Genomic DNA, 25,955 nt, shown 5'->3' with positions numbered 1-25,955 from the left:
GCGTCGCGTGGCACCGGTGGATGCGGACGGAGGGCCGAGTGGTCCCGGCGGTGAGCCGTCCGACCCAAGCGCAGGCGCCGCCGTCGGCGGGACAATGGCATCAGCGCAGCCCACCGGGAGGTTCCGACCGCGTCCGGAGTCGGGCCCACCACATCGGCGCCGAGCTCACCGCCGCCTGACCGGGCGGCCCGGCTCGGTGCGTGCCGGGCACGGAGGTGACCATGGACGCCGCCCAGCACCACGGCAACGGGAAGACGGGGGGCAATCCGCTGCGACGGAAAGCCGACCGCACCCGCACCCGGCTGCGCGTTGCCTTCGCCGTGGCCTGCCTGATCGCCGTGTTCTGCGGTGTCGCTGCCGGACGGGACGCCTGGACCGACAGCAGCCGCGCAGCCCGGACGGTCGCGAGCCACCGGCACGCCGTGACGGCCACCACCGTCGGCGGGACCGGCTACCGCGCCGCAGACCCGCCGAGCAAGACGACCATCACCGTCGCCCCAGCCACCTGGCAGTACCCCCGTGGCCGCACGCACACCGGCACCGTCGCCGTCCCGGCGAAGACCCGGAAGGGGGACACCGTGCGGGTCTGGGTCGACGACCGCGGCAACGTCGCCGCCCCGCCGCCCGGCAGGGCCGAGCTCGTCACGGAGTCCCTCGGCCTGGGCGCTGCAGCGGCCACCGCCATCCTGCTCGCATCGGGAGTCCTCCTCCGCGTGGGCCTCCGGATCGTGGACGCCCGCACCGCGCGGGCCTGGGAATCGGAGTGGGCGGACGTTGAGCCGGTCTGGACCGGCCGGCTGCGCCCTGATCAGGGGGCAGACGACGGCTGACCCGCGTGTGTACCCGTCTCGCCCCCGAAGTGGTGTCCCGGGCCCCTGCGACTCGGTCGTGTGCCCCGACGGCGACCGGCGAGCGGGCGTGGCGCATCACCGCATGGGCGAGGGGGGCCGATGTGCGCACCCAGTGCCGAGCGGCGGATGCCGGCCGACCACGACGAGTGCGGCGCCGGAAACCGCCTCCAGGATCTGCGCCGCAGGCCGGCCGATGACGGCGCGCGTCGACCTCGAGTCCGGGGTACTTCGACAGCCAGGGGGGTGGTCTGCGCCCGATCCGTCCAGGCCCACCGTGATTCCGTTCGGCATGGCGTTCCTCCCCTCGGTCCCACCGGGGACCGGGTTCGACCCTCCTCAGCCGCTGTCGGCGGTGGCTGCGGCGCAGGTGAGTCTGTTGTCGACGTCCACGACGCCGTCGACGCTCTGGCAGAGCCGGACGATCACGGGCAGCAGCTCGGGCCGGGACACCGTGCCGCTGAGCGTCACCAGCCCGTCGTCCACCTCGACGGTGATCGAGGAGGGGGCGATGCCCAGGGTCCGGGTCAGGACGTCCTCCACCACCTCCTGCTGGATGGCGTGGTCCTGCCGGAAGAACAGCCGGATCAGGTCGCTGCGGCTGAGCACGCCGACCACCCGCCCGTCCGCGTCGACGACCGGAAGGCGTTTGACCCCGTGGCGCTGCATCACCCGGGCAGCGCGGACCACGCTCCACTCGGCGCGGGCCGTGACGGCCGGACTCGTCATGAGGTCCTCGGCAGTCGGCGCGGCCCCGGCGGTGCGGCGGCGAAGGAGATCGGCTTCGGACACGACACCGACCGGGTGTCCGGTCTCGTCGACGACGGGCACGGCGGTGATGTCGAACTCGTGCAGGAGCCGGGCGACCTCCTTGAACGCCGTGCCGGGGCGGACCGTGACGGCGCGGGGTGTCATCAGCTCTGCGACGGTGCGGTGCCTCATGGTGGCCGTCCTCAGGCGGATGGCGGGACAGTGAAGTCGGCCTCGACGTCCACGACCCCCGGCACGGTGCCGGAGCTGCTCCGCGGTGGTCGGGCGGACCGTCCTGGGTCTACGCGCCGGCCGGGATCGCCCCGTCGAGTTCCATCCGGACGTCGACGACGCCCTCGACGGCGCGGACGGCGCGGGCGAGGAGGGGGACCAGAGCGCGGTCGGGCAGCGGTCCGCGGAAGGTGACGACGCCGTCCTGGACGGAGAAGTCCAGGGACACGCCGCCCGGTGTGAGGTCGGTGAGCACGGCCTCGCGGATCTCCTCCTCGAGCTCCTCGTCCGGCCGCAGGAACACCTTGAGCAGGTCGCTGCGGCTGACGACGCCCTCGAGCATGCCGACGTCGTTGACCACCGGCAGGCGCTTGACGTGCCTGCGGGCCATGATGCGGGCCGCCTCGGCGATGGTGGCGTCGGGGTGGACGGTGATCGCCGGGCTCGACATCAGGTCCTCGGCGAGTACGCCGCCGGCCTTGGACGCCTCCTCCAGCTGGTCCGGCAGCCGGGGCTCCTCGCGGCGGAACTCCTCCTTGGGCAGCAGGTCCGCCTCGGAGACGACGCCCACGACCCGGCCCTCGCCTTCCAGGACGGGGACCGCGCTCACCTTCCACTGGTTCATCAGTTCCACGATCTCCTTGTAGGACGCCTCGCGGCCTATGGCGACGGCCGTGTGCGTCATCACGTCACTGACGCTGTAGCGGGATGCGGGCATGGCCGGCTCTCCTTCGCCTCTTCGGTCACGTGGACCCGTGGATCCTGCCGCCGCGGGTGCCCGGACGGCCGTACGGGGGCCCGGCAAGGCCGCCCCGCCGGGCCGGGCTGAGTCGGGGCCGGACCAGTCGAAGGTGATGGTCTTGCTGGACCGGCCCGAGCGGTCCCAGGAGAAGCCGAAGGCGTCGGCCCGGTCGGTGGTGGCGCGACCCCAGGTGGCGAGCTGGCCGGGGCCGGTTTCGCAGGTCCGACCGGCGGCGGGCGGTCGGAACGGGTCGGTTCTCTTCCCTTCCCCCAACTCCATCGTGCGCCCGGGCTGCCGGTGCAGCCAGTGGCGGCAGTTGCCGTCACCGCAATCCGTGCTGTGCTGGGAGGGGGGCGACGGGAGGGCGCCATGCGTACGGTACGTACGGTCCAGCGGCCTGGCACGAAGGACCATCCGCTGCGCACGGGAGTGCTGCTGCCGGTCCGGGAGCTCGTTGCCGCCTGGTCGCTCATCGTCCTGATCGCGGCGCCGGCCTGGGTGTTCACCGTGGCTCAGAGCCGGGGCACGGGCATCGGGCCCGGCACCATGGGGATGGCCCTGCCGCTGTTCCTGCTGCTGTGGCTGTCGATGATGGCGGCGATGATGCTGCCCTCCGCGGCCCCCGTCGCGCTGACCTGGAGCAGGGGGATCGCCCGCCGCTCCCGCGGCGCCCGCCGTGCGCTGCGCACCGCCGGGTTCCTCTCCGGCTACCTGATCGCGTGGACGGCGTACGGCCTGCTCGCGTACGGCGCACTGGCGCTCACCGGCGGCCTGGTCGACCGGAACCCCGATGCCGGGAAGTGGATCGGCGCGGCCGCGTTCGCGCTGGCCGGGCTGTACCAGCTGGGGCCGCTCAAGGACATCTGCCTGCGGCACTGCCGCAGCCCGATGGCGCAGCTGCTGCGCTACGCCTCGTACCGGCCGCGGTTGCGCGACCTGCGGGTGGGGCTGCACCACGGCGCGTACTGCGTCGGCTGCTGCTGGGCCCTGATGGTCCTGCTGGTCCCGCTGGGCGTGATGAACGTCGCGGCGATGGCGGGAGTGGCGGTGCTGATCTTCCTGGAGAAGCTCTGGTACCGGGGCGCGCAGCTGGCCCGGCTGGCCGGCGCCGCCTTCCTCGTGCTGGCCGTTCTGGCGCTGTTCCAGGACTGGCTGCTGCCGGGCCTGCAGGACTCGATGACGCCGATGTGAGCACCGCGGCGGCCGGTGGGCGCTCTTCAGGGGGAAGTTCGGCCCGCGGCCGCGTGGCCCGGAGACCGGCGGGGTACCCCTGGCTGCCGAGGCCCTTGTCCGCCAGGTCGGCTGCGGTACCCGTACCGCCGACCTGGCCCGATCGAGAGGTACACCCGTGGCAGACGTCAACCCCATCGAAGTCCAGAAGGCGCTCAAGGGCGCGGAGTACCCCGCGTCCCGCGACGATCTCGTGAAGCTGGCGAAGAAGAACGGAGCGGGGGAGGAGATCACCCAGGAGCTCACCACCTCGTCCAAGGACCGCTTCGACGGTCCCGACGACGTCCAGAGAACGGTGTTCGGCAAGGGATAGGCGCGGCCGGGCGGCGGCGCCCGCGCGCCGCCGCCCCCTCCAGCGCGCTACGCGGGTGCTTGCGGGACGAGGTGTTGCTCCAGCCAGCCCGCGGCCGCTCGCCGGTAGAGGCGGCGGTTGTCCGCCCGCAGGAACTCGTGGCCCTCGTTGCGCAGGGTCAGCAGCTCGGCCGGCACCCCCCGCTCCCGCGCGGCGCGCACGAACTGCTCCGACTCCGTCGGGGGGACGTTGGTGTCGTGTTCCCCGTGGATGGCCAGTACGGGCGCGCTCAGCTGGTCGATGCGGTGCATCGGGGACAGGGCGCGCAGGAGGTCCCGGTCGTGGTCCGGGTGGCCGTACTTGTGGGCGGCGGACTGGGCGATCCACGGCTCGGTGCCGGCGAAGAAGGTGGCGAGGTCCGACATGCCGCAGACGGCGACGCCGGTGCGGAAGAGCTCGGGGTGCCAGACCAGCGAGGCCATCGTGAGGTAGCCGCCGTACGAGCGGCCCATCACCGCCAGCCGCAGGGGATCGGCGTACCCGAGGGCGACCACGTGCCCGGCGCAGTCCGCGACGTCCTGGATGGCCGCGAACCGCCCGGTGCCGAGGTCGGCGTCGACGAAGGACCGCCCCCATCCCGAGGAGCCGCGGACGTCGGGGGCGAACACGTCCATGCCCCGGCTGAGGATTTCGTGGTAGAGCGGGCTGAACACCGGCCGCTCCTGCTCCTCCGGACCGCCGTGCAGGTGGATCACGCAGGGACCGGGACGACCGGGGTCGCGTTCGGGTGCCCGGTAGTACCAGCCGCCGAGCTCCAGCCCGTCCCGCGCCCGGCAGCGCAGGGGCACCGGGCGGACGGGGGTCCGTCCGGGCGGTGCCGCATCCTCGTCGCGTGCCGTCCAGCCGGTGCGGACCGGGCCGAAGTCGCCGGTCACCTCCCAGATGCCGGGCCTGCGGCGGGAGCCGGACAGGGCGGCGAACAGCCCGCCGCGCCCGATGGGGGCCATGCGGGTCACCACCTCGTGGGGCAGGGCCGACCGGTGGTGCGGCCCGACGCCGTAGGCCGCGTCGGCGTCGGTGCCCGGGAGGGCGACGCTCTCGAGTTCGCTCGCGCCGTGCACGTTCCAGGCCAGCAGCGCCCATCGGCCGTGGTCCGGAAGACTCAGCAGGTCGAGCGCGGTCTGCGCCCGCTCGGCGGCCACGGTCAGGCCCTCCAGGGCTCCCGCCTCGTCCAGCCGGGCCCTGAAGAGCGCGGCGAACTCGCGATCCGCGTCGCTGCGCAGCCACAGGCTCCGCGAGTCCGGGGAGAGCCGGCCGATCCAGGGGTCGCCGTCGGCGGCCCGCAGGCGGAGGGTGATGCGGCCCGCGACGCGGTCCAGCAGGAGGGCCTCGCGGCGGCCGCGCGGCCCGCGGCGCAGCAGCACGAAGCGGCCCTCGGCTCCGATGTCGCACACCCGCAGCGAGGCGGCACCCGCCTCGCTGTACAGCAGGACGGGTGCCTGCGCACCGTCCGGGTCGAGGAGGTAGGCGGCCAGTCCTCCGCCCGCGTCCGCCCCGCCCGCGGGGGCCGCGGCGGCGGCCGAGGCCGGCGTCAGCTGCGGCAGGGTGCTCCCGCGGCCCACGAGCGCGGCCGGGCCCGGCGTCCTCCCGGGCGGGCCGAGGAGGGTGGCGTGCCCGTCGCGTTCGGTCCAGGCCGCCCCGGTCGGGCCGTCCGGCACGGCGGGGTCGGCGTCCTGCGGCAGGTGACCGGCACCGCTGTGCGCGCCGGGGACGGCGGAGGGCTGGGCGACCGTGACGGCGAGCCGGGCCCCGTCGCGGGTCCAGCAGCCCAGGTGGGCGGAGGCGCCCGGCTCGGCGCCGGCGAGCACGTGCCGTCCGGTGCCGTCGGGACGCACCACCAGCACCCGCGTGTGTTCGCCGCCTCCCGGAGCCGAGGTGTAGGCGATCCAGCGGCCGTCCGGCGACCAGGACACCTCGGTCACCGGGTCGGGGTCGGCGTCGAGGACGTGGGCCTCGCCGCCGTGCGCCGGGCCGCTCCACAGCTGGGGCACGCCGGCCCGGTCGCAGATGAACGCCACGTGGTCCCCCGTGGGGTCCGCAGAGGGGTACCAGCACCCGTGGGCGGTCAGTACGGCGGGCGGGTCCACCGCACGGGTGCCGGACGGCGGGGCCGGGACGGGGGCCGGTCCGGGCGCCGCAGCCGCTGCCGGGCCCGTGGCGGCGCCGGGCCCCGGGCCCGCCACCAGGACCGGAGCGGCGCCGGGCCCCAGGACCGGAGCGGCGCCGGGCGCTGCGGCCGCCCCGGGTGGCGCGGGTGATCCCGCGGCCGACCGTGCCGGGACGGGCGGCGAGGCGTCCCGGGCGCTGCCGGACGGGGCCCCCGCCGCCCCGCCGTGCGGCCGCGGGGGCGCGGCCGACGCGGGGTCGGCGGGTCGGGAACGGTGCTGGCGTGCGGAGCGGTCCAGGGGCATGTCGGCCTCTTCGAGGGCTTCCGGGAACTCTCACCGTTCAGTGTCAGTGGATGCCGCGGGTCTGCAACCAGATCTCCAGCGAAGCCACCTGCCAGAGCGTGCTGGCCCCGCGTTTCGTCCGGTGGCGCACGGGATCAGCCAGCATGGCGTCCACGCGGCGGGGGTCGAAGAGACCGCGTCGCCGCGCTTCGGGCGAGGTCAGGGCCTCGTGGACCCGGGTGAGCACCGGCTCGGCCATGTGCCGGACCGCCGGCACGGGGAAGTACCCCTTGGGCCGGTCGACGACCTCCCGGGGCAGGACCTGTCGGCCGATGTCCTTGAGCACCCCCTTCCCGTCCTGGGCCAGCTTGAGCTCCGGAGGGCAGGCGGCGGCCAGTTCGACCAGCTCCTGGTCCAGGAAGGGGACGCGCGCCTCCAGGCCCCAGGCCATCGTCATGTTGTCGACCCGTTTCACCGGGTCGTCGGGCATCAGCGCGTGCACGTCCAGGCGCAGGGCCGCGTCGAGCGCGCTGTCCGCCCCGGGGAGCGCCATGTGGGCGCCGACGAATTCCCGCGAGGCGTCGCGGTCGGGGACCAGGTCCGGGTCCAGCAGGCCTGCCACGTCCTCGTGCGTGCGGTCGAAGTAGGCGTCCGCGTACGCGTCCGGCGCTCCTGCCGGCGTGGCCGCGGCGATCTTCGGATACCAGTGGTAGCCGGCGAACACCTCGTCCGCGCCCTGCCCGCACAGCACCACCTTGGCATCCTTGGCCACCTGTTCCGCCAGGAGGTGGAAGGCCACGGAGTCATGGCTGACCATCGGCTCGCTCATGGCGCCGATCGCGGCCTCCAGCGCGGCGGGGAGCCGGTCGGAAGGGACCAAGAACTGGTGGTGGTCGGTCGAGAACCGCCGGGCGACCAGGTCCGAGTAGCGGAATTCGTCGCCCTCCTCCCCGCTCTCGGACTCGAAGCCCATCGCGAAGGTGGCCAGGTCGCCTTGGCCCTCCTCCGCCAGCAGGGCCACGATCAGGCTGGAGTCCAGCCCGCCGGAGAGCAGGACGCCGACCGGTACGTCGGCGACCATGCGCCGCCGCACGGCGGTGCGCAGGGCCTCGTGCACGGCTTCCCGCCAGAGCCCCGGATCGCTGCCGAACTCGGCGCGGCGGGTGTACGACGGCTGCCAGTAGCACCGGTCGCGGTGGGTGCCGTCCCGCTCGACGGTGCGGACGGTGGCCGGCGGCAGCTTGCGCACCCCGGACAGCACGGTCCGCGGCGCCACCACGGTGCCGTGCCAGCTCAGGTACTGGTGGAGCGCCACCGGGTCGAGGGACGTGTCCACGCCGCCGCCCGCCAGCAGGGCGGGCAGGGTGGAAGCGAAGCGGAGGCGGTCGCCGTCCTCCGTCAGGTAGAGCGGCTTGATGCCGAGCCGGTCACGGCCCAGCACCACGCGGCCCGTGTGGTGCTCCACGACCGCGAAGGCGAACATGCCCACCAGCTGCTCCACGCACGCCTCGCCCCACTGGCCGTAGGCCTTGAGGAGGACTTCGGTGTCGGAGTCGGAGAAGAAGCCGTGCCCGAGCCCTTCGAGTCGTCCGCGCAGCTCGCGGTAGTTGTACACGCAGCCGTTGAAGACGCCGGTGATGCCGAGGTCCGGGTCGGTCATCGGCTGTGCACCGCTCTCCGACAGGTCGATGATCCTCAACCGCCGGTGACCCAGCGCGACCGGTCCCTGCGACCAGACGCCTCTGCCGTCAGGTCCGCGGTCCTCCATCACGTCGGTCATGCGTTCGACCGCTGCGATGTCCGGACGTCCTCCGTCGAAACGGATCTCCCCGCTCAGGCCGCACATACGGAACACCCCGCTCGACGCAGATTCCTCCGGGGCCGCCCTTCGACTGCGGGTGCCCGCACCGCCGGTGCCCGGCGCACCTCCACCATGGACCTTCACTCCCGTGCACTGGCCTCCCGCGTCCCGCGACCCGGACCGGCCAGGCGATCGACATGACGGGCGCCTGCCCAGGGACCCGCCTCCTAAGCGCGCGCCTTCGATCTTCGGTCCCCCGCCGCCCTCCCCGTCAGGCCAGGGGCCGCAGGAGGTCCTGTGCGCTGACGGCGGCCAGCGAGAGCGTCCGGTAGCCCATCGAGTCGAACAGGACGGTGATCCTGTCGCCCTCCTCGCTGAGCACGGTCCCGTCCCCCCACTCGCGGTGACGTGCGCGCGTGCCCGGGGGGAAGTCGGCCGCGGCCGGATGGCCACCGGGCCCGCCGTCCGCCGCCGGTCCCTGCGCCGGCCCTCGTACGGATCCTTCGGCCGGGGCCTGCGCAGCAGCGCCGGGGCCGTCCGACCGGGCCGGCGCGCAGACGTCGCAGCCCCCGCACGGGGCTTCGTACCGCTGGCCGAAGTACCCGAGGAGGAACCGGCGCCGGCAGCCGGTGGTCTCGGCGTACGCCCGCATCATCTCGACGCGGGACCGCTCCAGCCTGCGCCGTGCCGCCGCTGCCTCGGAGGCCCGTTCGGCGGCTTCCTCGGCCGTCATGTCGGGCGCGGCGGCGATCGCGCCTTCCTCGTCCGTGCGCGCGGCCCCCGCCTGCTCCAACAGGTTGGCCGCGGCGGTGACACGGTTGCGCGAGAGGCCGGTCTGCTCGCGGAGATCGTCCAAGGCGACGGGCTCCTCCTCGGCGTGCAGCGCGGAAGCGACCTCGGCGACCGCGCCCCCGCCGGGTCCGCGTGCGGCGAAGAAGTTCTGCATGCCGGTGTCCTGCGGCCGGTAGTGCAGCACGGCCACGGCCGGCCCGCCGTCCCGCCCCGACCGCCCGATCTCCTGGTAGTAGGCGTCGACCGAGCCGGGCAGCGCCGCATGGAGGACGAACCGTACGTCGTCCTTGTCGATGCCCATGCCGAAGGCGGACGTCGCGACGACCACGTCCAGCTCCGAGGCGAGGAAGGCGTCGTGGACCCGCGAGCGCTCCGCTGCCCCGAGACCGGCGTGGTAGGCGGCGGCCGCCAGGCCCAGGCCGGCCAGTTCGGCCGCGTACTCCTCCGTGTCCTTGCGGGTCGCCGCGTAGACGAGGCCCGGCTTGGGCTCGGCCGCGGCCCTCTCCACCACCGCCCGGCGCCTTTCCTGCTCGTCGGGGAAGCGGCGCACCTCCAGGCTGATGTTCGGCCGGTCGAAACCGGCGACGACCAGGGCCGGGTCGCGCATGCCCAGGCGCTCGACGATCTCCTCGCGCACGGGGGGCGCCGCGGTCGCGGTGAGCGCGAGCACCGGGGGCCGGCCCACGCGCCGGAGGGCCTGCGCGAGGCGCAGGTAGGCCGGACGGAAGTCGTGCCCCCACGTCGACACGCAGTGTGCTTCGTCCACGACGAACAGGGCCGGCTCCGTCGCCGCCAGGCGCTCGACCACCTCGTCGTTGGCCAACTGCTCGGGCGAGAGGAAGAGGTACTCCGCGCGCCCGCTGCGCACCGCCTCCCAGGCGGCCGAGGTCCGGCCGGCCGCCTGGTCGGAGTTGACGGCGACGCCGTCGGGCGCTCCGTGTTCCAGCAGACCCGCGATCTGGTCGCGTTGCAGGGCCAGGAGCGGTGAGACCACCACCGTCGGCCCGTCCAGACAGAGGGCGGCCACCTGGTAGACGGCCGACTTGCCGGCCCCCGTCGGCATCACGACCAGCGTGTCCCGCCCGGCCAGGACCGCTTCCATGGCGGCCCGCTGCCCGGGCCGGAGCGCCTCCCAGCCGAAGACCTCGGCCGCCGTCCTTTCCAGGGACCACGCAGCCGTGCTCCCTTCCCCGTGTGCGGCCATCGCCTTCCTCCTCCGTTCGCGCGGGCTGCCGGGCCACGGCCGCCTCCACCGCTTCGGGGCCGGCGGGCCGGCGGGATCACTCGCGCGCCGGCCGCGGGAAGGCGGCTCGGCCGCGGTGCACGCGGCGGGACCGGTCCATCGCCGCCTACCCCGGCCGAGCCCGCGGACTCATCGGCGGGCGGGCGCGTGTTCCGCGGCAGCCCGGGTAGGGGCCACTGGCCAGTGGGCGGGGGAACGCAACCTGTGTGGAGGCCGGTATGACCCAGCCCGGCGCGGACCGCCTGGAGATCGAGTTCATCGGCAACGCCACCCTCTTGCTCAGGTACGGCAGCCTGACGCTGCTGACCGACCCCAACTTCCTGCACCGGGGCCAGTACGCCTATCTGGGCAACGGCCTGGTGAGCCGCCGTCTGCACGACCCCTCCCGCTCCGCCGAGGGATTGCCCGCGCTGGACGCCGTCGTCCTGTCGCACCTGCACGGCGACCACTTCGACCGGGTGGCCCGGCGCGGCCTGGACCACGGGGTGCCGGTCTTCACCACGCCGCACGCGGCCCGCCGGCTGAACGCGGTCCACGGCTTCCGCCGGGCCGTGGGCCTGGCCACCTGGCAGGACGGACTCGTCGGCCGAGCCGGCTGCCGGGCCCGGATCACCGCTCTGCCCGCCCGTCATGCCGGCCACCCCCTGCTGCGACGGCTGCTGCCGCCGGTCATGGGCTCACTCCTGCAGTTCGGGCCGGCCGACGGGCCGGCGCGCATCAACCTCTACCTCACCGGTGACACCCTGCTCTTCGAGGGACTGGACGAAATACCGCGGCGCTTCCCGGGCATCGACCTCGCCGTCCTCCACTTGGGCGGAACCACCCTGCCCGGAGGCCTGCTCGTCACCATGGACGCCGAGCAGGGAGCGGAACTGGCCCGGCGGCTGGACCCCGCCCGGCTGATGCCGGTGCACTACGACGAGTACACCGTGATGAAGTCGCCCCTGTCCGCCTTCCTCGACGCCGCCCGCCGCCAAGGCCTCGCCGACCGTCTCGTGCACTGCCCGCGGGGTGGCACCACCGTCCTCACCGCACGGCCCGTCCCCTCGTGACGGCGGGGCCCCGTCCGCACATGCCGCGTCCGCCGGCGGGAAGCGGCGACGGCCGGGCCCGTCGGGTCCGGCCGTCGGCCTGGGGGGCGGCCGGCGGGGTCAGGCGCCCGCCGCCACGGCTGTCAGCCAGGCGTTCCAGTCGCTCTCGTGGTCCAGCGAGGTGAGGAACGTGCGCGCGGCGGCCCAGTTTCCGGTGCGGTAGTGGCCGAGCACGGTGGCGACTTCGGCCGGGTGCCTCTCGACCATGTAACGGGCGGCGAGGTAACCCCAGTTGTAGGTGCGGTTGACGTCGCTGTTGGCATAGGTGGTGTCGAACAGCGTGCGCAGCGCGTACGTGTGCTTGCCCGCCTCGGCCAGCGCGTTGGAGTAGGTGACGCCGCGGTAGGAGTAGGAGACGTACTCGGCGATGCCTTCGCCCCACCACACGGTCGGGGTGGTCTGGCCGGCGTCGAAGTCGCCGTACAGGTCGAAGCGGCCGTCGAGGTAGTGGGTGTACTCGTGGTTGAGGTTCCAGATCTGCCAGCCCGGGCTCACATCGGTGCGCTCGTAGCAGATGAACCGCGGCTGGTTCCCCGTCCTCGCGGGGTCTCCCTCCAGGTACATGCCGCCGTTGTTGGTGTCGATGCCGTAGATCCTGCCCGCGTACGCCTTGTAGTCGGCGCTGGAGTTGAAGACGTCGACCTCCAGGGTGGTGTTGTAGTCGTTCGCGACCGGTCCCGAGTCCTTGACCACGCCGTGGAAGTAGGCGTCCTGGTTGGCCAGGCTCGCGCAGGTCGCCGTCAGCTGCTCGGCGGTCATCTCCTGCGCCCGGATCCGCAGCGACGGACTGCAGGTGTGGACGATCGGGAGGATGCGCGATTCCAGCTTGCCGCCGGTGGTCCCGGTCGCGCCGGGAGCGCCTTTCGCGCTGCCGTGGGCCGGGCGCTGACCCGGGTCGGCGAAGACGTGGTCCGGCGTGGGGCCGGCGGGGGAGGCGTGCGAGGCATGGGCGGGGGAGGCGGCGACGGCGGCTATGAGCAGGGCGGTGGCGATGGCCATGGCGCGCAAAGTTCACTCCTGGGGAGGGGAGTTGGATCCCGTCGACGACGGGCTGCGCTGTAAAATGGCACATGTCACATGGGTGCTTCAATATTTTTGACAGGAACACATCGAATTCATCGCATGGCTGTGGCGCGGCGGGCCCGGTCCCGCCGCGCCACAGCCATGCCCCGCGGACCTCAGAGGCTGGTGAGGATCTGCGGCGAAAGGATCTTGAGCATGGTGTTGGTCCAGCGCATCTGCCGCAGGGTCTGCGGGTGGCAGGCGGACGACAGGGCCAGGAGCCGGTCGTCCCGGGCGGCCTGCGCGTACTGGGCGACCATCTCCCAGTGGAGGGAGTTCTCCGCCGCCGCCAGATGGAGCGAGCGCAGGTCGAGCAGGAGCAGCAGGCCGGGCTCGGGTCGGCGCCCGAGCAGCTCGGCGGTCTTCTCCCGTACGGTGGCGAGCAGGCCTTCGCCCGGCCGGTCTTCGGCGCCGCCGCGCAGGTCGAGCCCGTACGCCTGGCCGGCGTCCGCGATGCGCTCGGCGTGCTCGTCGGACCAGCGGGCGAGATCGGTGGCGACGTGGTGGATCTCGTGTTCGGTGCGGTGGCGGTCGGCCACGGCGCAGAGCTGCTTCCGGAGATGGCGCTCGCCGTGGTGGAGGGCGCGGAGGGTGAGGTTCACAGCGGTCATGGCCGTTCCTCCGTGGCGTGGGCCTGCGGTCCGCCGGCGGTGGCGGCGATGGATGCCGGCCCGCTCGGTGCGGAAGCCGTCGTCGTCGGAGCCGGCGCCGGCGTCCCGTCGCCCCGCGCGACGCGTTCGATACGGGCGGCGGCCGTCTTGTACAGGGGCTGTTTGGAGACCGGGTCCCAGTCGGTCACCGTGGTCTCGTTCGCGGCGCGGGCCTCCCCGTCCGAGGCCGGGCCGTGGCCGCCGGGAGTGTCCCAGTAGCCGTAGTGGAAGGGCACGAAGACCAGCCCGTCGCGGATGCCGGTGATCCGCACGCGGGCCTGCAGCGACCCGCGCGCCGTGGTGATCCGGGCCAGGTCCCCTTCGCGGAGGTCCCGTGCGGCGGCCTCGGCGGGGCTGAGCTCCGCCCACACCTCGGGCGCCGCGGCATCGAGCTGCGGTACCCGGCCCGTCTTGGTACGCGTGTGGAAGTGGTAGAGCGTGCGGCCGGTGGTCAGTTGGAGGGGGTACTCCTCGCCGGTGTCCTCGTGTGGCGGGACGTATTCTGCGGCCTTGATCACGGCCTTGCCGTCGGGGTTGAGCGAGCGGTACTCGACCGCCTCCACGGAGGCGCCCGTGACCAGGTCCTTGCCGTAGCTCTCGCAGACGTCGGGATGCGCCCAGCTGATGCCGTCGGTGTAGAGGCGCTCGGTGCCCTCGGGAGCGTCCTCGCCGCAGGGCCACTGGATGCCGCTGCCGCCGCGCAGCCTGTCGTACGTCAGGCCCGTGTAGTCGCAGGGGCGCCCGGCGCTGCAGCGTTTCCACGCCTCGAAGGCCTCCTCGGGGGTGTGCCAGCCGATCAGCGGGCCGCCGTCGCGGTCGCGGAAGTCCATGCGCCGTGCGTAGTCGAGGAAGATGTCCAGGTCGGGGCGGCTCAGCCCGGGCGGATCCACCGCCTTCTCCGAGAGGTGGACGGTGCGGTCGGCGTTGGTGAACGTGCCGGTCTTCTCGCCCCAGGTCGCGGCCGGCAGCACCACGTCGGCCAGCAGCGCGGTCTCGGTGAGGAAGAGGTCCTGGACCACGGTGAAGAGCCGCTCCTGCCCGAGGACGGAGCGGATCCGGGAGAGCTCCGGCAGGGACACGGCCGGATTGGTCCCGCTGATCCACAGCATCTTTACCGACCCCTGTTCCGCGTACCGGAAGATCTGCATCGCCGGTGTCGGGGGGCCGTAGTGGGGGATGGCCGACGCCTCGACGTTCCACACGCGGGCCAGCTCGGCGACGTGCTGCTCGTTCTGCCAGTTGCGGAAGCCCGGCAGGTCGCCGTTGGCGCCGGTCTCGCGGGTGTTCTGGGCGGTGGGCTGGCCGTTCATCTGCAGGAGGCCGCAGCCGGGCCGCCCCAGCATCCCGCGGATGAGGTGCAGGTTGTTGACCTGCACGGCGGCGGCCGTCGCCTGGTGCGACTGGTAGAACCCCTGAAGGACCGTGGACAGCAGCCGCTCGGCCCCGCCCAGCAGCTCCGCGGCTTCCCCGATCGCCGCAGCCGGGACGTCGCAGATGGCCGAGGCCCACGCCGGGGTGCAGTCCGCGACCTGCTTGCGCAGCTCCTCGAAGCCCACGGTGTGGGCCTCCACGAACGCACGGTCCACCCGGTCGCGCCGGATGAGCTCGTGCAGGAGCGCGTTGAGCAGGGCGACGTTGGTCCCGACGCGCGGCGCCAGGTGGACGTCGGCGCGCCGGGCCACCAGGGTGGGGCGCGGGTCCACGCACAGCAGACGCGGCGGGGCCGCGCCTTCCAGCCGGTCCAGGACCCTCATCCACAGGACCGGCTGCGTCTCGGCCACGTTGTGGCCGAACAGCGCGATCGTGTCCGCGTGGTCGACGTCCGTGTACGAGCCGGGCTGGCCGTCGCAGCCGAAGGACTCCTTGAGCGCCTCGGCCGCGGTGGAGGTGCACAGGCGCGTGTTGCCGTCGAGGTGGTTGGTGCCGATCCCGGCGCGGGCCAGGACGGCCAGGGTGTAGTACTCCTCCAGGAACAGCTGGCCCGTGGTGTAGAAGCCGATGGCTCCGGGCCCGTGCGCGTCGAGGAGACCGCGGGAGCGGCCCACGATGCGGTCCATGGCCGTGTCCCAGTCGCACTCGACCAGCCGGCCGCCCTCCCGGACCAGGGGACGGTGCAGCCGGTCGGCGGCGTGGTTGGCCTGCCAGCCGAAGAGGTCCTTCGGCCCCAGCCGGCCCCGGTTGACCCGGTCCTCCGCCCGCCCGCGGACGCCCACGATCCGGCCGGCCCGCACCGCGATGTCCATCGCGTCGCCGTTCGAATGCAGCAGCGAGGCCGACTGCACCCACCGCTCGACGTCCCCGGGCGCGACGCCGTCCGCGAGGAAGGTGTCCACCCGGGCCGGCCAGGCGTCGCCGGGCCCGTAGCCGGTCCGGCCGCCCCACGGCTGCGCGATCCGGTCCAGGGACGACTCCATCGGACACCTCCGCCCTTCGGTGACTCAGCGCCTCACGTGTACCCCGTGCCCCGGACGCAACCCCGGCCCGTCAGGACTTTGGACCGGCCGGGTTTGGGGATGCGTCCTCCTGGACTAGGTCGCGGCGTTTCGTACCGAGGTGTCCACGTTTGGCGCAGCCGCGCGCGGTTAGGGGCCGCACAGGACGCGGCCGTACGCGCGGCTCTTCGAGCCCAGGCCGCGTGAGGAGATGGTTGACATGCGCAAGGGAATGCGACTGCTGGCCGTGGCGGCCGCTGCCACGGCGATGACCGCAATGGGCGCGGCCGCGGCGCCTGCCGCCGTGCCCGCAGGCGACCAGGACACCGCGTTCGTGACGGCGGCCCACCAGGGCAACCTGGCGGAGATCGCCGCAGGACAGGACGCCCAGAAGAACGCCATGACCTCCTGCGTCAAGGACGTGGGCGCAAAGCTGGTCACCGACCACCAGAAGCTCGACGCGGACCTGAAGGCCCTCGCCGCCAAGGGCGGCATGGCCCTGCCCTCCGCGCCCACCGCGGCGCAGCAGCAGCAACTGAAGGACGTCCAGAAGAAGGCCGGCACGGCCGGGTACGACTCGGCCTGGCTCGCCCTCCAGGAGACCGCCCACACCCAGACCCTTGCCCTGATCGACCACCAGATCGGGTCGGGCAGCGACATGGCCGTCACCGCCGCCGCCAAGAAGGCGCGCCCGGTCGTCGCCATGCACCTCGACATGGTCCGCGGCGGGACCTGCCACGCCTCCTGAACCCCAGGGGCCGCCCCGGTCCGCCGCTGAAGGCCGGCCGACACCGCCCGAGGGGAGGGGGAGGCGGTCGGCCGGCCCCGTACGAGTCGGCGCAGCCGCTGCCGCTTTTCCCGCATGGGCGCGCCCGGAGTGGAAAAGCGCCGACTATGAGACCCACAGGGACAACGCACCACGGTGACGACCGCCCGCCCTCGGGCGCGGGCTCCGCGAACGGATCGGGCGGCGGTGGCGCCGCAGGCCCCGACCGGACGGTCGAGGAACGCGAGCCGGACCGGCTGTCGCAGCTGCCGAAGCGGTCCTGGCGGGCGGTGCTGCGCGGGACGCTGAAGGAATTCCAGAACGACGAGCTCGCGGACCGGGCGGCGGCACTGACCTACTACGGGGTCCTGGCGCTCTTCCCGGCCCTGCTGGTGCTCGTCTCGATCCTCGGAATCGCGGGCCCGTCGGCGACGAGGCAGGTGCTGGACACCCTGCAGAAGCTCACCCCCGGGGCGGCGCGGGACGTGATCGGCAATGCGATCCAGCAGCTCCAGGCCAACAGCGGAGTCGGATCCCTCCTGGCCGTGGTCGGCCTCGCCGTCGCGATCTGGTCCGCCTCCGGGTACGTCGCCGCGTTCATCCGCTCGTCGAACGCGGTCTACGACATGCCCGAAGGGCGTCCGGTGTGGAAGGTCCTGCCGCTGCGGCTGGCCCTCACCGTCACCCTGATGGTCCTGGCCGCCGCCGGAGCCCTGATCGTGGTGTTCACCGGCGGACTGGCACGGCAGGCGGGGGCGGCACTGGGCATGGGGGACACCGCGATGACGGTGTGGTCGATCGCGAAGTGGCCGGTCCTGGTCCTGCTCGCCACGATCATGATCGCGCTCCTGTACTGGGCCGCGCCGAACGCCAGGGGCCGCGGCTTCCGGTGGGTCACCCCGGGCAGCCTCCTGGCGCTGGGGATCTGGATGCTCGCCTCGGCCGGGTTCGCGTTCTACGTGGCGAACTTCGGCTCGTACAACAAGACGTACGGCACCCTCGCGGGCGTGATCATCTTCCTGGTGTGGCTGTGGATCACCAACCTCGCCGTCCTCCTGGGCCTGGAGTTCGATGCCGAGATGGCCCGCCAGCGCGCCGTCGCGGGAGGGCACCCCGAGGACGAGGAGCCGTACGTCGAGCCGCGCGACACCCGGGAGTGGAGCGAGCAGGACCGCCGCCGCATGGGCTGAGCCCGGCGCCCGGCGCCGGATCGCGCCCGCCGCCGCGGTTCGGCGGATGGCCCGCGGCTTGCTGGGTATGCGCGCCAAGAACCGGCGGGCCGTTGACCGGTGCCCGCCGCCGGAAACAGGAAGGTGGAAAGGCCATGAGCGCCGTTGGACACCGCCCGGGACACGGCAGCGACGAGTCGGTGGGCGAGCTGGTCTCGCGGGCGTCGCAGCAGATGTCGGAGCTGGTCCGGGAGGAGATGCAGCTGGCCCGGGCGGAGATGACGCAGAAGGGAAGACGCTTCGGCCTGGGCGGCGGCCTCTACGGCGGTGCCGGACTCCTCGGCATCCTGGCCGCCCAGGCGCTGGCCGGCGCCGCCATCGCCGCCCTGGCACTGGTCCTGCCGGTCTGGGCTTCGGCACTGATCGTCGCCGCCGTGCTGGCGGTGGCGGCCGCAGGCATGGCCGCCGCAGGCAGGAAGGAGATCGCCAAGGCCGGCAGCCCGGCCCCCGAGCAGACCATCGAGAGCGTCAAGGCCGACGTGGCCGAGATCAGGGAGAAGGTGCAGCGATGAGCGAGCAGTCCCCCGGCAGGGAATCCGCGCCGACCGCCGACCGGCTGCGCGAGCAGGTCGAACACACCCGTGAGGAGCTCGGGCAGACCGTGGAGGCGCTGGCGGCGAAGGCGGACGTCAAGGCGCAGGCCAGGGAGAAGGTGGCCGACCTCAAGGCGCAGGCCGCCGAGAAGGCCGCCCACGCCGCCGAGAAGGCCGCCCACACCGCCGAGGAGCTCCGCCACAAGGCAGTGCATGCAGCCGGGCTCGCCAGGGAGAAGACCCCGGACCCCGTGCTCGAGAAGGCGGCCAGCGCCGCGGAGCGGTTGCGCGAGACTGCGACCCACACCGGGCACCTGGCAGCCGAGCGGACTCCGGAGCAGGTCCGGGAGAAGGCCGCGTCGGCCGCCGCCGTGGCCCGGGCCAACCGCACCCCGCTGCTCGTCGGCGCCGTCGGCCTCGTCACGGTGGTGTTCCTGCTGCTCCTGCGCCGCGGCCGGAGGAACCGATGAAGGCCTCCGCGATCGCCTACAAGCCCATCGGGCTCGCCCTCGGCGGCGCGAGCGGCTTGATCGCCGGAGCGGCCTTCAAGCAGGCGTGGAAGGTGCTCGGCCACGACGAGGACGCACCCGACGCCACCGACGAGCACCGCAGCTGGCAGGAGGTCCTGTTCGCCGCGGCCCTGCAAGGGGCGATCTTCGCCGTGGTCAAGGCCGCCGTCGACCGGGCGGGGGCCGCCGCCACCCGCCGCCTGACCGGCACCTGGCCCGGCTGACGCCCGTACCCGGCCCCGGCCCGGCGGCCGGGCGGCGTCCGCCGCCCGCGAATCGCCCGGCCGGGGGATCTCGGGAAAGGGGGCCGGCGCTCTATGATTCCTCGCGCAGACGCATGGTGACCGAATGGGTGCGCAGGGTGAGGAAGGGGCTGGCGTGAGCCTGCTGGACATGAAGCTGGACCGGTCGTTCGACGTGTTCGACTCGGACCGCGACGGGCGGCTGGAGCGGTCGGACGTCCTCGCGGTGTCGGACGCGCTCGCGGAATCACTCGGCATGGCACCGGAGAAGGTGGCCGGGCTCAGGGACTCGCTGGGCGACCTCTGGGACACCGTCTTCCACAAGATGGACCGCAACGCCGACGGGGCCGTCGACCGGCAGGAGTACCGGGCCGCGTTCCGGGCGCGGATCGTCAGCGACCAGAACCGGATCTGGGACCGGATCAGGAACCTCAGCAATGCCTGGACCGAGCTCGGTGACCGCGACGGCGACGGGATGCTGAGCCGCGACGAGTACACGTCCCTTCTTCACGGCATGTTCAGGCTGCCCCGCCAGACGTTCGACGAGGCGTTCGGCGCCCTCGACCGCGACGGCGACGGACAGCTGAGCCGCGAGGAGATCAGCTCAGCGATGAGGGAGTACTACACCAGCCAGGACTACGCGGCACCCGGCAACCAGTTCTTCGGCCGCCTCTGATCCGGGCCCCGTCCCCTCTGCGGGCACGGCTCCGGCCCCCGCAGACACGGAACGGTCCCCGGCTCGTTGACCGGTGGAGGCATGCACCGATCGACACACCCAGGAGGACCTTTCATGGCCGGAACCGCGCTGCCGGTGATCCTTCTCGCGGATCCCGATCCGCTCCGCCGACACGAGACAGCCGAGCTGGTACAGCGCTGGTACCGGGCGTCCTTCCGCGTCCTGCAGGTCGGCGGCCTGCAGGAGGCGGGGCAGCTGCTGCAGGCGCCGGCCGGGCTCGAGGCGCCCGTCGCGGCGGTGCTCACGCACGAGGACCCGGGGCGGTACGCCGCGGAGCACCCCGGTACGCGCTGGCTGGTGCTCGCCGAGGACGGCCAGGCCCCGCCCGACTCCCGCGTCACCGTCGTCGACCGCGCCAGGGGCGCGGAGGAGGGCGGCACGGGCCTGGCCGAGCACCTGCGGGCAGCCCTCGACGACTCCCTCTGCACCTGGAACGCCGAGCACCAAGGCGACCTGCCGACGGCCGAGGTGCGCGGCTACCGCTTCTCGCCGGCCGCCTATGCCGTCCGTGACTTCCTCGGCCGCAGCAGCGTTCTCTTCCGGTGGGTGCCCGAGGAGAGCAGGCGGGACGCGCCGGTGACGGTCAGGCTCGGCGACGGCACCGAGCTGGTCGATCCCCCCATCAGCGAACTGGCCGACCGGCTCGGCCTCATCCGGCCGGCCGAGCACGAGCACTACGACGTCGCGGTGATCGGGGGCGGCCCCGGTGGACTGTCCACGGCCGTCTACGCCGCCGCGGAGGGCATGAGTGTGGTCGTCATCGAGGACGACGCCCCCGGCGGCCAGGCCGGGTCGACCTCCAGGATCGAGAACTACCTGGGCTTCCCCGTGGGACTCACCGGCGGCGACCTCGCGCAGCGCGCCCTGCAGCAGGCGCGCCGGGCCCGCGTGGAGTGGCAGCCCACCCGGGTGGCGACCCGGCTGGTCCCCCGGCAGGCGGGTGACCACAGCGTGGCGTTCGTCAAGGCGGGCACCGAGGAGACCGCTTCGGTCTCGGCGGCCGCCGTGGTGGTGGCCACGGGCGTGGAGTGGAACCGGCTGGCGAGCCCGGGCGTCGAGCGGCTGATCAACTCCGGTGTGTACTACGGCGCCTGCCTGTCCGACGCGCCCTCGGCGGCCGGCGAGGACGTCTACATGGTCGGCGCGGGCAACTCGGCCGGTCAGGCCGCCCTCTACTTCGCCCGCTACGCCCGCTCCGTCACCCTGCTCGTCCGAGGCGCCGACCTCGGCGCCTCCATGTCGAGCTACCTGGTCCAGCGCATCGAGCGCACGCCGGGCCTGCGCGTCCTGCTCGGCACCGAGGTGGTCGAATGCCTGGGCGAGACGACCCTCACCGGGCTGCGCCTGCGCGACCGCGCCGGGGGCGAGCGCACCGTCCCGGCACACTGCCTGTACGTGCTGATCGGCGGCCGCCCCTCGACGGACTGGCTCCGCGGCGTCCTCAAGCTCGACGACCGCGGCTACGTGCTGACCGGCAGCGGCGGCGCCGGCCCCGATGCCATGCCGATGGAGACCAGCCTGCCCGGGGTCTTCGCCGTGGGCGACGTACGGTCCGGATCGGTCAAGCGGGTCGGTGCCGCGGTGGGCGAAGGCGCCGCCGTGGCGCAGTGCCTGGTCGAATACCGGCGGCGGCACCCCGGGCGGTTCCGGGAGGCCGGCGCCCGCGTCGGGTTCTGACCGCAGGGGCCGCGCCCACCCGACGGAGAAGGGACGCATGATCGTCTTCTTCGGCACCCGGCCCGTCTTCGACGTGCCGGTCGAGTGCACCGTGCGCCGCCCGTCCTGACCCGCCTGTCCTGACCCCGCAGCGCCACGGGGTCCCACCGGGGCCTCCCCCACGGGGAGGCCCCGCCCCCGGCTCACTCCTGCTCGATGCCCAGCAGGGCCAGGAAGGCCGCGGCCGCCGGGGTGGGGCTCTCCCCGCCCCAGATCACGTACTCCGCGCGGGCCGGTGCGTCCGTCACCCCGACCGTGACCAGACCGGCCAGGCCCGCGACGTACGCGGGCGGCAGCAGGGCCACGCCCAGGCCCGCGCCGACCAGACGGGCCAGGTAGTCCGCATTGCTCACCTCGAAGGCGACCTCCCGGGTGAGTCCGGCGGCGGCGAAGGCCAGATCGGACTGGGCCCGGCCGGCGGTCTTCGCCGGGAGGTCCACGAACACCTCCGAGGACAGCCGGCGCAGGTCGACCGAGCCCTCCCCGGCGAGCGGGTGGTCCGGGGAGACCACGGCGACCAGCCGCTCCCGGGCCAGCTCCCTCGCCCTCACGCCCCGCGGACGGGCCGTGACCGGGATGCCGAGGAAGGCCACCTCGATCTCGCCCTGCCGGACCCGCTCGACGAGCTCGTCGCTGGCTGCGACACCGAGGCTGACCCGGGCCTTCGGATGGCGCCGGTGGAACTCCCGCAGCACGGCGGGCACGTCCACGGCGGCGACGGTGGGGATCAGCCCCACCGCGAGCCGTCCGCGCACCTCCCCGACGGCGGCCGCGACTTCGGCGGCCGCCCGCTCCGCCGCATCCAGGCACTGGCGGGCAGCGGGCAGGAAGGCCGCGCCCGCAGCGGTCAACCGCACCCGGCGGCTGGTGCGTTCGAAGAGCCGCGCACCCAGCTCCTTCTCCAGGCGCGCGATCTGGTGGCTGAGTGCCGACTGCACCACCAGGCAGCGCCGGGCGGCCCGCGTGAAGCTGTTCGTCTCGGCCACGGCGACCACGTAACGCATCTGCTGGAGCTCCACGGATCCATCGTGGTACGTGATGCATCGCGTGACAAGCATGTGTTGGACTCATCGACGGCCCCGGCCCGAGACTGGTGGGGACCGCACACGGCGACAACGCCCCCCGGCGCCACCGCCGTTGCCCTCTCCGCTCCTCACCCTCTGCCTCTCTCCCTCCCGGCATGCCGCGCCCGGGCGCACCCGGCCGTGGCACGCCCGCGCGCGCTCCCGTGCGCCCGTGACACCGAAAGGACCAGTGACCGCCATGAGTACCGAGCCGCGACACGCTCCGCGCCGCCCCGCGGGAGTCGATGCGCGATGAGGAGTACACCGAGCGTCCTCACGGCGGCCCTGACCGGCCTGGCACCGGCCGTCTGGGGCAGCACCTACCTGGTGACCACCGAACTGCTGCCCCCGGACCGGCCGCTCCTGGCGACCACCCTGCGGGCGCTGCCCGGCGGCCTGGTCCTGTTGACCCTCGGCCGGCGCCTTCCGGCCGGCATCTGGTGGTGGCGCGCGCCGGTGCTGGGCGTGCTGAACATCGGCGCCTTCAACTTCCTGCTCTTCGTCGCGGCCTACCGGCTGCCGGGCGGCATCGCAGCCGTGATCATGTCGGCGCAGCCCATGTTCGTCGTGGTCCTGGCCGCCCTCTTCCTCGGCGAGCGGATCAGAGCCCTCCATGCCCTGGCCTGCGTCCTGGGCGCCGGGGGAGTGGTGCTGCTCGTCTTCAAGGGCACGGGGTCCCCCGACGCCCCGGGCGTGCTCGCCGCAGTCGGCGGAGCGCTGTGCATGGCCTCGGGCATCACCCTGACCAAGCGGTGGGGCCGGCCCGAGGGCGTGAGCCTCCTCACGTTCACCGGCTGGCAGCTCACCGCGGGAGGCCTGGTCCTGCTGCCGTTCTGGCTGTCGCTGGAGGACCTGCCCGACCGCGTCACCCGATCCAACGTCTTCGGCTTCGCCTACCTCATCACCCTGGGCGCGGTCCTGAGCTACGTCGTGTGGTTCCGGGGCATCGAGCGCCTGCCGGCCGTGGCGGTCTCCTTCCTCGCGCTGGGCAGTCCGGTCATGGCCGCGCTCCTGGGCTACCTGCTCAAGGACCAGAGGCTGTCCGCGCTCCAGATCGCGGGCATGGCCGTCATCTTCCTGGCGGTCCTGCTCGGCGGGCCCCGCCCGCCCCGGACGAAGCGCGCACCGGCCCCCGCGGCCGCACCCCGGCCCCTGACCGCCTCAGGAGAGACGAAGTGACCCTACGAGAAGAGGCATGCGCGCCCGCCGCACCGCCCCGCCGGCGGACCCGGCTGACCGATCCGGCCCCACCGCCTCACGGGCTGGGGCGGTCCGGCCGCGGTCAGGAGGTGCGCTTCAGGGTCCAGGTGTTGGCGTTGAAGCTGGGCACCGAGGAGTACTGGCAGCCGCTCGAGTAGTAGCTGCTGACGATGGTCCAGCCGGCCGGGGGCCACGTCGAGGCGCAGGCGTTGACCTGGGTGCCGACCGGGTAGCCCCTGAGGTCCTTGATCTGCTTGGTGTTGGGCGAGAAGGTGGAGCCGCACCCACCGCTGTTCCACCACTGGACGTCGACCCAGCCGGCCGGGGTCAGCGTGCTGGAGCACTGGGTGAGCGTGTCGCCGGGGGCCGCGGAGGCGGGGCTCGCGGTGACCGCCAGGGCGGTGAAGGCCATGGTGGCCAGGGCTGCGGCGTAGCGGGTGCGGAGCATGAGGGGTTCCTTTCGAGGCACGCTGGGATCGCCGCCGACCGTCGGCAGGCCGTGCCAGGCGCCGCCCCATTGCTATCCGACCAGATCAGACTGCAGACAGTCACCTTTTGGGCATAACTCCTGGTCGATTTACAGCCGTTCGCGCTACGGACGTCGATACAGGCTGCGGACGAGCGGGCGAGCGGGGGACCTTCGGAGGGCGGGGCGCACATCCGCCTGCCGCAACCGCTGCGCTATCGATCGGTGCACGATCTCTGCGTTGGTCCCGGCGCCGTCTCGAAGGGGGCTGCCTGCAACTCGGCGCCTCTCCGCCGCCCTTGACGGTTGGCGTGTCCGCGGCGCGTCCGTTCGGGTATCCGGCCGGTCCGGGGGATCCTTTCAACCCCTGCTTCCCACTCCTGAGGAATCTCCATGCACACGCACTTCGATGTCGTCGTACTCGGGGCCGGCCCCGGCGGTTACGTCGCCGCCATCCGCGCCGCCCAGCTGGGCCTGCAGGTCGCGGTCGTCGAGGAGAAGTACTGGGGCGGAGTCTGCCTGAACGTCGGCTGCATCCCGACCAAGGCGCTGCTGCGCAACGCCGAACTCGCCCACATCTTCCAGCGCGAGGCCAAGACCTTCGGCATCAAGGTCGACGGCACGGTCTCCTTCGACTACGGCGAGGCGTTCCGCCGCAGCCGCCGGGTCGCCGACGGCCGGGTCAAGGGCGTCCACTACCTGATGAAGAAGAACGGCATCACCGAGTTCGACGGCCGGGGCACCTTCCTCGACGCGAACACCCTCCGGGTCGGCAAGGCCGACGGCACCACGCAGACGATCACCTTCGGCCACTGCATCATCGCCACGGGCGCCACGCCGCGTCTGCTGCCGGGCACGTCCCTGAGCGCGCGGGTGGTGACGTACGAGGAGCAGATCCTCGCCGAGGACCTGCCGGAGTCCGTCGTCATCGCGGGCGCCGGCGCGATCGGCATCGAGTTCGCGTACGTCCTGCACAACTACGGGGTGAAGGTCACCGTCGTGGAGTTCCTGGACCGGATCGCCCCGCTGGAGGACGAGGACGTCTCCAGGGAGCTGGCCAAGCAGTACCGCAAGCTCGGCATCGACGTGCTCACTTCGACCCGGGTCGAGTCGATCGACGACTCCGGCCCGAAGGTCCGTGTCACCGTCACCGGCAAGGACGGCGCGCAGAAGGTCCTGGAGGCAGACAAGGTGCTGCAGGCCATCGGCTTCGCGCCCAACGTCTCCGGCTACGGCCTGGAGAACACCGGCGTCGCCCTCACCGAGCGCGGTGCGATCGACGTCGACGGCCGCTGCCGCACCTCCGTGCCGCACCTCTACGCCATCGGCGACGTGACCGCGAAGCTGATGCTCGCGCACACGGCCGAGGCCATGGGCGTCGTCGCCGCCGAGACCATCGCGGACGCCGAGACCATGGAGCTCGACTACCCGATGATCCCGCGGGCCACGTACTGCCAGCCGCAGATCGCCAGCTTCGGCTGGACGGAGAAGCAGGCCCGCGAGAAGGGCTACGACGTCAAGGTCGCCACGTTCCCGTTCACGGCCAACGGCAAGTCGCACGGGCTGGGGGACCCGACCGGCTTCGTGAAGATCGTCGCCGACGCCACGCACGGCGAGCTCCTCGGCGCCCACCTCATCGGCCCCGACGTCACCGAACTGCTGCCCGAGCTGACCCTGGCCCAGCAGTGGGACCTGACCGTGCACGAGGTGGCCCGCAACGTCCACGCCCATCCGACGCTCGGGGAGGCCGTGAAGGAAGCGATCCACGGCGTCGCCGGCCACATGATCAACTTCTGAACGCCCGCCTCCGGGCGGCGTTCGGCAGCCCGCACGACCGTTCAACGAGACGAAACGTCTCGGCTATCAAAAGGGAGTACCGC

At 73.3% G+C, this 25,955-nt stretch carries 22 protein-coding genes and 1 pseudogene; 13 read left to right on the top strand and 10 right to left on the bottom strand.

What is annotated here, in order from left to right; genetic code table 11:
- Window positions 1–221 precede the first annotated feature (221 nt).
- A complete protein-coding gene (locus tag AB0953_RS03875; RefSeq protein ID WP_366857786.1) occupies window positions 222–830 on the top strand; it encodes a hypothetical protein in 609 nt (202 codons plus the stop codon).
- Between the two features lie 357 nt (window positions 831–1,187).
- On the opposite strand, the gene AB0953_RS03870 is transcribed toward AB0953_RS03875, so the two are convergent.
- Together AB0953_RS03870 and AB0953_RS03865 are read right to left on the bottom strand one after the other, a co-directional pair.
- Complete coding sequence (locus AB0953_RS03870; RefSeq protein ID WP_366857785.1) at window positions 1,188–1,790, bottom strand: CBS domain-containing protein; 603 nt, start codon at window positions 1,788–1,790, stop codon at window positions 1,188–1,190.
- Between the two features lie 109 nt (window positions 1,791–1,899).
- Window positions 1,900–2,547, bottom strand: a complete 648-nt coding sequence (locus tag AB0953_RS03865) for a CBS domain-containing protein (RefSeq protein WP_366857784.1) — start codon at window positions 2,545–2,547, stop codon at window positions 1,900–1,902.
- A 393-nt stretch (window positions 2,548–2,940) separates the two neighbouring features.
- Here AB0953_RS03865 and AB0953_RS03860 point away from each other — a divergent pair, with 393 nt between their 5' ends.
- Both AB0953_RS03860 and AB0953_RS03855 read left to right on the top strand, forming a co-directional pair.
- A complete protein-coding gene (locus tag AB0953_RS03860; protein ID WP_366857783.1) occupies window positions 2,941–3,762 on the top strand; it encodes a DUF2182 domain-containing protein in 822 nt (273 codons plus the stop codon).
- Between the two features lie 157 nt (window positions 3,763–3,919).
- Window positions 3,920–4,114, top strand: coding sequence for a DUF2795 domain-containing protein (locus AB0953_RS03855; protein WP_366857782.1), 195 nt, complete (start codon window positions 3,920–3,922; stop codon window positions 4,112–4,114).
- 47 nt (window positions 4,115–4,161) lie between these two features.
- On the opposite strand, the gene AB0953_RS03850 is transcribed toward AB0953_RS03855, so the two are convergent.
- The 3 genes from AB0953_RS03850 to AB0953_RS03840 form a co-directional block, all read right to left on the bottom strand.
- Complete coding sequence (locus tag AB0953_RS03850) at window positions 4,162–6,339, bottom strand: prolyl oligopeptidase family serine peptidase (protein ID WP_366858160.1); 2,178 nt, start codon at window positions 6,337–6,339, stop codon at window positions 4,162–4,164.
- A 268-nt stretch (window positions 6,340–6,607) separates the two neighbouring features.
- The gene (locus AB0953_RS03845; RefSeq protein ID WP_366857781.1) at window positions 6,608–8,389 is read right to left on the bottom strand and encodes an N-acetylglutaminylglutamine amidotransferase; all 1,782 of its coding nucleotides are present in this window, start codon (window positions 8,387–8,389) and stop codon (window positions 6,608–6,610) included.
- Window positions 8,390–8,615: 226 nt separating this feature from the next.
- Complete coding sequence (locus tag AB0953_RS03840; RefSeq protein WP_366857780.1) at window positions 8,616–10,340, bottom strand: RecQ family ATP-dependent DNA helicase; 1,725 nt, start codon at window positions 10,338–10,340, stop codon at window positions 8,616–8,618.
- Between the two features lie 257 nt (window positions 10,341–10,597).
- On the opposite strand from AB0953_RS03840, the gene AB0953_RS03835 reads away from it, so the two are divergent.
- A complete protein-coding gene (locus AB0953_RS03835) occupies window positions 10,598–11,431 on the top strand; it encodes an MBL fold metallo-hydrolase (protein ID WP_366857779.1) in 834 nt (277 codons plus the stop codon).
- Window positions 11,432–11,536: 105 nt separating this feature from the next.
- Here the strand turns inward: AB0953_RS03835 and AB0953_RS03830 are convergent.
- The 3 genes and pseudogenes from AB0953_RS03830 to AB0953_RS03820 form a co-directional block, all read right to left on the bottom strand.
- Window positions 11,537–12,298, bottom strand: a pseudogene (locus AB0953_RS03830) (collagenase); the annotation flags it as partial.
- A gap of 350 nt (window positions 12,299–12,648) precedes the next feature.
- Window positions 12,649–13,143, bottom strand: coding sequence for a hypothetical protein (locus AB0953_RS03825; protein WP_366857778.1), 495 nt, complete (start codon window positions 13,141–13,143; stop codon window positions 12,649–12,651).
- Entirely contained in the window at window positions 13,140–15,596 is a 2,457-nt protein-coding gene (locus AB0953_RS03820) for a nitrate reductase (RefSeq protein ID WP_366857777.1), read from the bottom strand. Before AB0953_RS03820 ends, AB0953_RS03825 begins: the two co-directional genes overlap by 4 nt.
- Before the next feature lie 238 nt (window positions 15,597–15,834).
- Here AB0953_RS03820 and AB0953_RS03815 point away from each other — a divergent pair, with 238 nt between their 5' ends.
- The 7 genes from AB0953_RS03815 to AB0953_RS03785 all read left to right on the top strand — a co-directional run bounded on the left by AB0953_RS03815 (window position 15,835) and on the right by AB0953_RS03785 (window position 21,306).
- Window positions 15,835–16,362: a DUF4142 domain-containing protein gene (locus AB0953_RS03815; RefSeq protein WP_366857775.1), complete on the top strand. Its 528-nt coding sequence runs from the start codon at window positions 15,835–15,837 to the stop codon at window positions 16,360–16,362.
- Between the two features lie 146 nt (window positions 16,363–16,508).
- The gene (locus tag AB0953_RS03810; protein ID WP_366857774.1) at window positions 16,509–17,570 is read left to right on the top strand and encodes a YihY/virulence factor BrkB family protein; all 1,062 of its coding nucleotides are present in this window, start codon (window positions 16,509–16,511) and stop codon (window positions 17,568–17,570) included.
- Between the two features lie 134 nt (window positions 17,571–17,704).
- Window positions 17,705–18,121, top strand: coding sequence for a phage holin family protein (locus tag AB0953_RS03805; protein WP_366857773.1), 417 nt, complete (start codon window positions 17,705–17,707; stop codon window positions 18,119–18,121).
- Window positions 18,118–18,612, top strand: coding sequence for a DUF3618 domain-containing protein (locus tag AB0953_RS03800; protein WP_366857772.1), 495 nt, complete (start codon window positions 18,118–18,120; stop codon window positions 18,610–18,612). Before AB0953_RS03805 ends, AB0953_RS03800 begins: the two co-directional genes overlap by 4 nt.
- Window positions 18,609–18,875, top strand: coding sequence for a DUF4235 domain-containing protein (locus AB0953_RS03795; protein WP_366857771.1), 267 nt, complete (start codon window positions 18,609–18,611; stop codon window positions 18,873–18,875). The genes AB0953_RS03800 and AB0953_RS03795 overlap by 4 nt, the downstream gene beginning before the upstream one ends.
- A gap of 154 nt (window positions 18,876–19,029) precedes the next feature.
- Entirely contained in the window at window positions 19,030–19,569 is a 540-nt protein-coding gene (locus AB0953_RS03790) for an EF-hand domain-containing protein (RefSeq protein ID WP_366857770.1), read from the top strand.
- Between the two features lie 114 nt (window positions 19,570–19,683).
- A complete protein-coding gene (locus AB0953_RS03785; protein WP_366857769.1) occupies window positions 19,684–21,306 on the top strand; it encodes an NAD(P)/FAD-dependent oxidoreductase in 1,623 nt (540 codons plus the stop codon).
- 182 nt (window positions 21,307–21,488) lie between these two features.
- Here AB0953_RS03785 and AB0953_RS03780 read toward each other — a convergent pair whose 3' ends face one another.
- Window positions 21,489–22,403, bottom strand: a complete 915-nt coding sequence (locus tag AB0953_RS03780; RefSeq protein WP_366857767.1) for a LysR family transcriptional regulator — start codon at window positions 22,401–22,403, stop codon at window positions 21,489–21,491.
- Between the two features lie 258 nt (window positions 22,404–22,661).
- On the opposite strand from AB0953_RS03780, the gene AB0953_RS03775 reads away from it, so the two are divergent.
- Window positions 22,662–23,588: an EamA family transporter gene (locus tag AB0953_RS03775; RefSeq protein WP_366857766.1), complete on the top strand. Its 927-nt coding sequence runs from the start codon at window positions 22,662–22,664 to the stop codon at window positions 23,586–23,588.
- A 103-nt stretch (window positions 23,589–23,691) separates the two neighbouring features.
- Here the strand turns inward: AB0953_RS03775 and AB0953_RS03770 are convergent, their stop codons facing one another.
- The gene (locus AB0953_RS03770; protein ID WP_366857765.1) at window positions 23,692–24,057 is read right to left on the bottom strand and encodes a hypothetical protein; all 366 of its coding nucleotides are present in this window, start codon (window positions 24,055–24,057) and stop codon (window positions 23,692–23,694) included.
- 411 nt (window positions 24,058–24,468) lie between these two features.
- Here AB0953_RS03770 and lpdA point away from each other — a divergent pair, with 411 nt between their 5' ends.
- A complete protein-coding gene (gene lpdA, locus AB0953_RS03765; RefSeq protein ID WP_366857764.1) occupies window positions 24,469–25,872 on the top strand; it encodes a dihydrolipoyl dehydrogenase in 1,404 nt (467 codons plus the stop codon).
- The last annotated feature ends 83 nt before the right edge of the window (window positions 25,873–25,955 follow it).

Source organism: Streptomyces sp. NPDC046866 (assembly GCF_040704625.1).
Lineage (GTDB): Bacteria > Actinomycetota > Actinomycetes > Streptomycetales > Streptomycetaceae > Streptomyces.
Note: the sequence above shows the minus strand (reverse complement) of the source record. Positions and strands in the feature narration are given on the sequence as shown.

Coding starts and splice junctions, on each gene's coding strand:
- AB0953_RS03875 (WP_366857786.1), top strand. CDS start 222: ATGGACGCCGCCCAGCACCACGGCAACGGGAAGACGGGGGGCAATCCG.
- AB0953_RS03870 (WP_366857785.1), bottom strand. CDS start 1,790: ATGAGGCACCGCACCGTCGCAGAGCTGATGACACCCCGCGCCGTCACG.
- AB0953_RS03865 (WP_366857784.1), bottom strand. CDS start 2,547: ATGCCCGCATCCCGCTACAGCGTCAGTGACGTGATGACGCACACGGCC.
- AB0953_RS03860 (WP_366857783.1), top strand. CDS start 2,941: ATGCGTACGGTACGTACGGTCCAGCGGCCTGGCACGAAGGACCATCCG.
- AB0953_RS03845 (WP_366857781.1), bottom strand. CDS start 8,389: ATGTGCGGCCTGAGCGGGGAGATCCGTTTCGACGGAGGACGTCCGGAC.
- AB0953_RS03840 (WP_366857780.1), bottom strand. CDS start 10,340: ATGGCCGCACACGGGGAAGGGAGCACGGCTGCGTGGTCCCTGGAAAGG.
- AB0953_RS03835 (WP_366857779.1), top strand. CDS start 10,598: ATGACCCAGCCCGGCGCGGACCGCCTGGAGATCGAGTTCATCGGCAAC.
- AB0953_RS03825 (WP_366857778.1), bottom strand. CDS start 13,143: ATGACCGCTGTGAACCTCACCCTCCGCGCCCTCCACCACGGCGAGCGC.
- AB0953_RS03820 (WP_366857777.1), bottom strand. CDS start 15,596: ATGGAGTCGTCCCTGGACCGGATCGCGCAGCCGTGGGGCGGCCGGACC.
- AB0953_RS03815 (WP_366857775.1), top strand. CDS start 15,835: ATGCGCAAGGGAATGCGACTGCTGGCCGTGGCGGCCGCTGCCACGGCG.
- AB0953_RS03810 (WP_366857774.1), top strand. CDS start 16,509: ATGAGACCCACAGGGACAACGCACCACGGTGACGACCGCCCGCCCTCG.
- AB0953_RS03805 (WP_366857773.1), top strand. CDS start 17,705: ATGAGCGCCGTTGGACACCGCCCGGGACACGGCAGCGACGAGTCGGTG.
- AB0953_RS03800 (WP_366857772.1), top strand. CDS start 18,118: ATGAGCGAGCAGTCCCCCGGCAGGGAATCCGCGCCGACCGCCGACCGG.
- AB0953_RS03795 (WP_366857771.1), top strand. CDS start 18,609: ATGAAGGCCTCCGCGATCGCCTACAAGCCCATCGGGCTCGCCCTCGGC.
- AB0953_RS03785 (WP_366857769.1), top strand. CDS start 19,684: ATGGCCGGAACCGCGCTGCCGGTGATCCTTCTCGCGGATCCCGATCCG.
- AB0953_RS03780 (WP_366857767.1), bottom strand. CDS start 22,403: ATGCTTGTCACGCGATGCATCACGTACCACGATGGATCCGTGGAGCTC.
- AB0953_RS03775 (WP_366857766.1), top strand. CDS start 22,662: ATGAGGAGTACACCGAGCGTCCTCACGGCGGCCCTGACCGGCCTGGCA.
- AB0953_RS03770 (WP_366857765.1), bottom strand. CDS start 24,057: ATGCTCCGCACCCGCTACGCCGCAGCCCTGGCCACCATGGCCTTCACC.
- lpdA (WP_366857764.1), top strand. CDS start 24,469: ATGCACACGCACTTCGATGTCGTCGTACTCGGGGCCGGCCCCGGCGGT.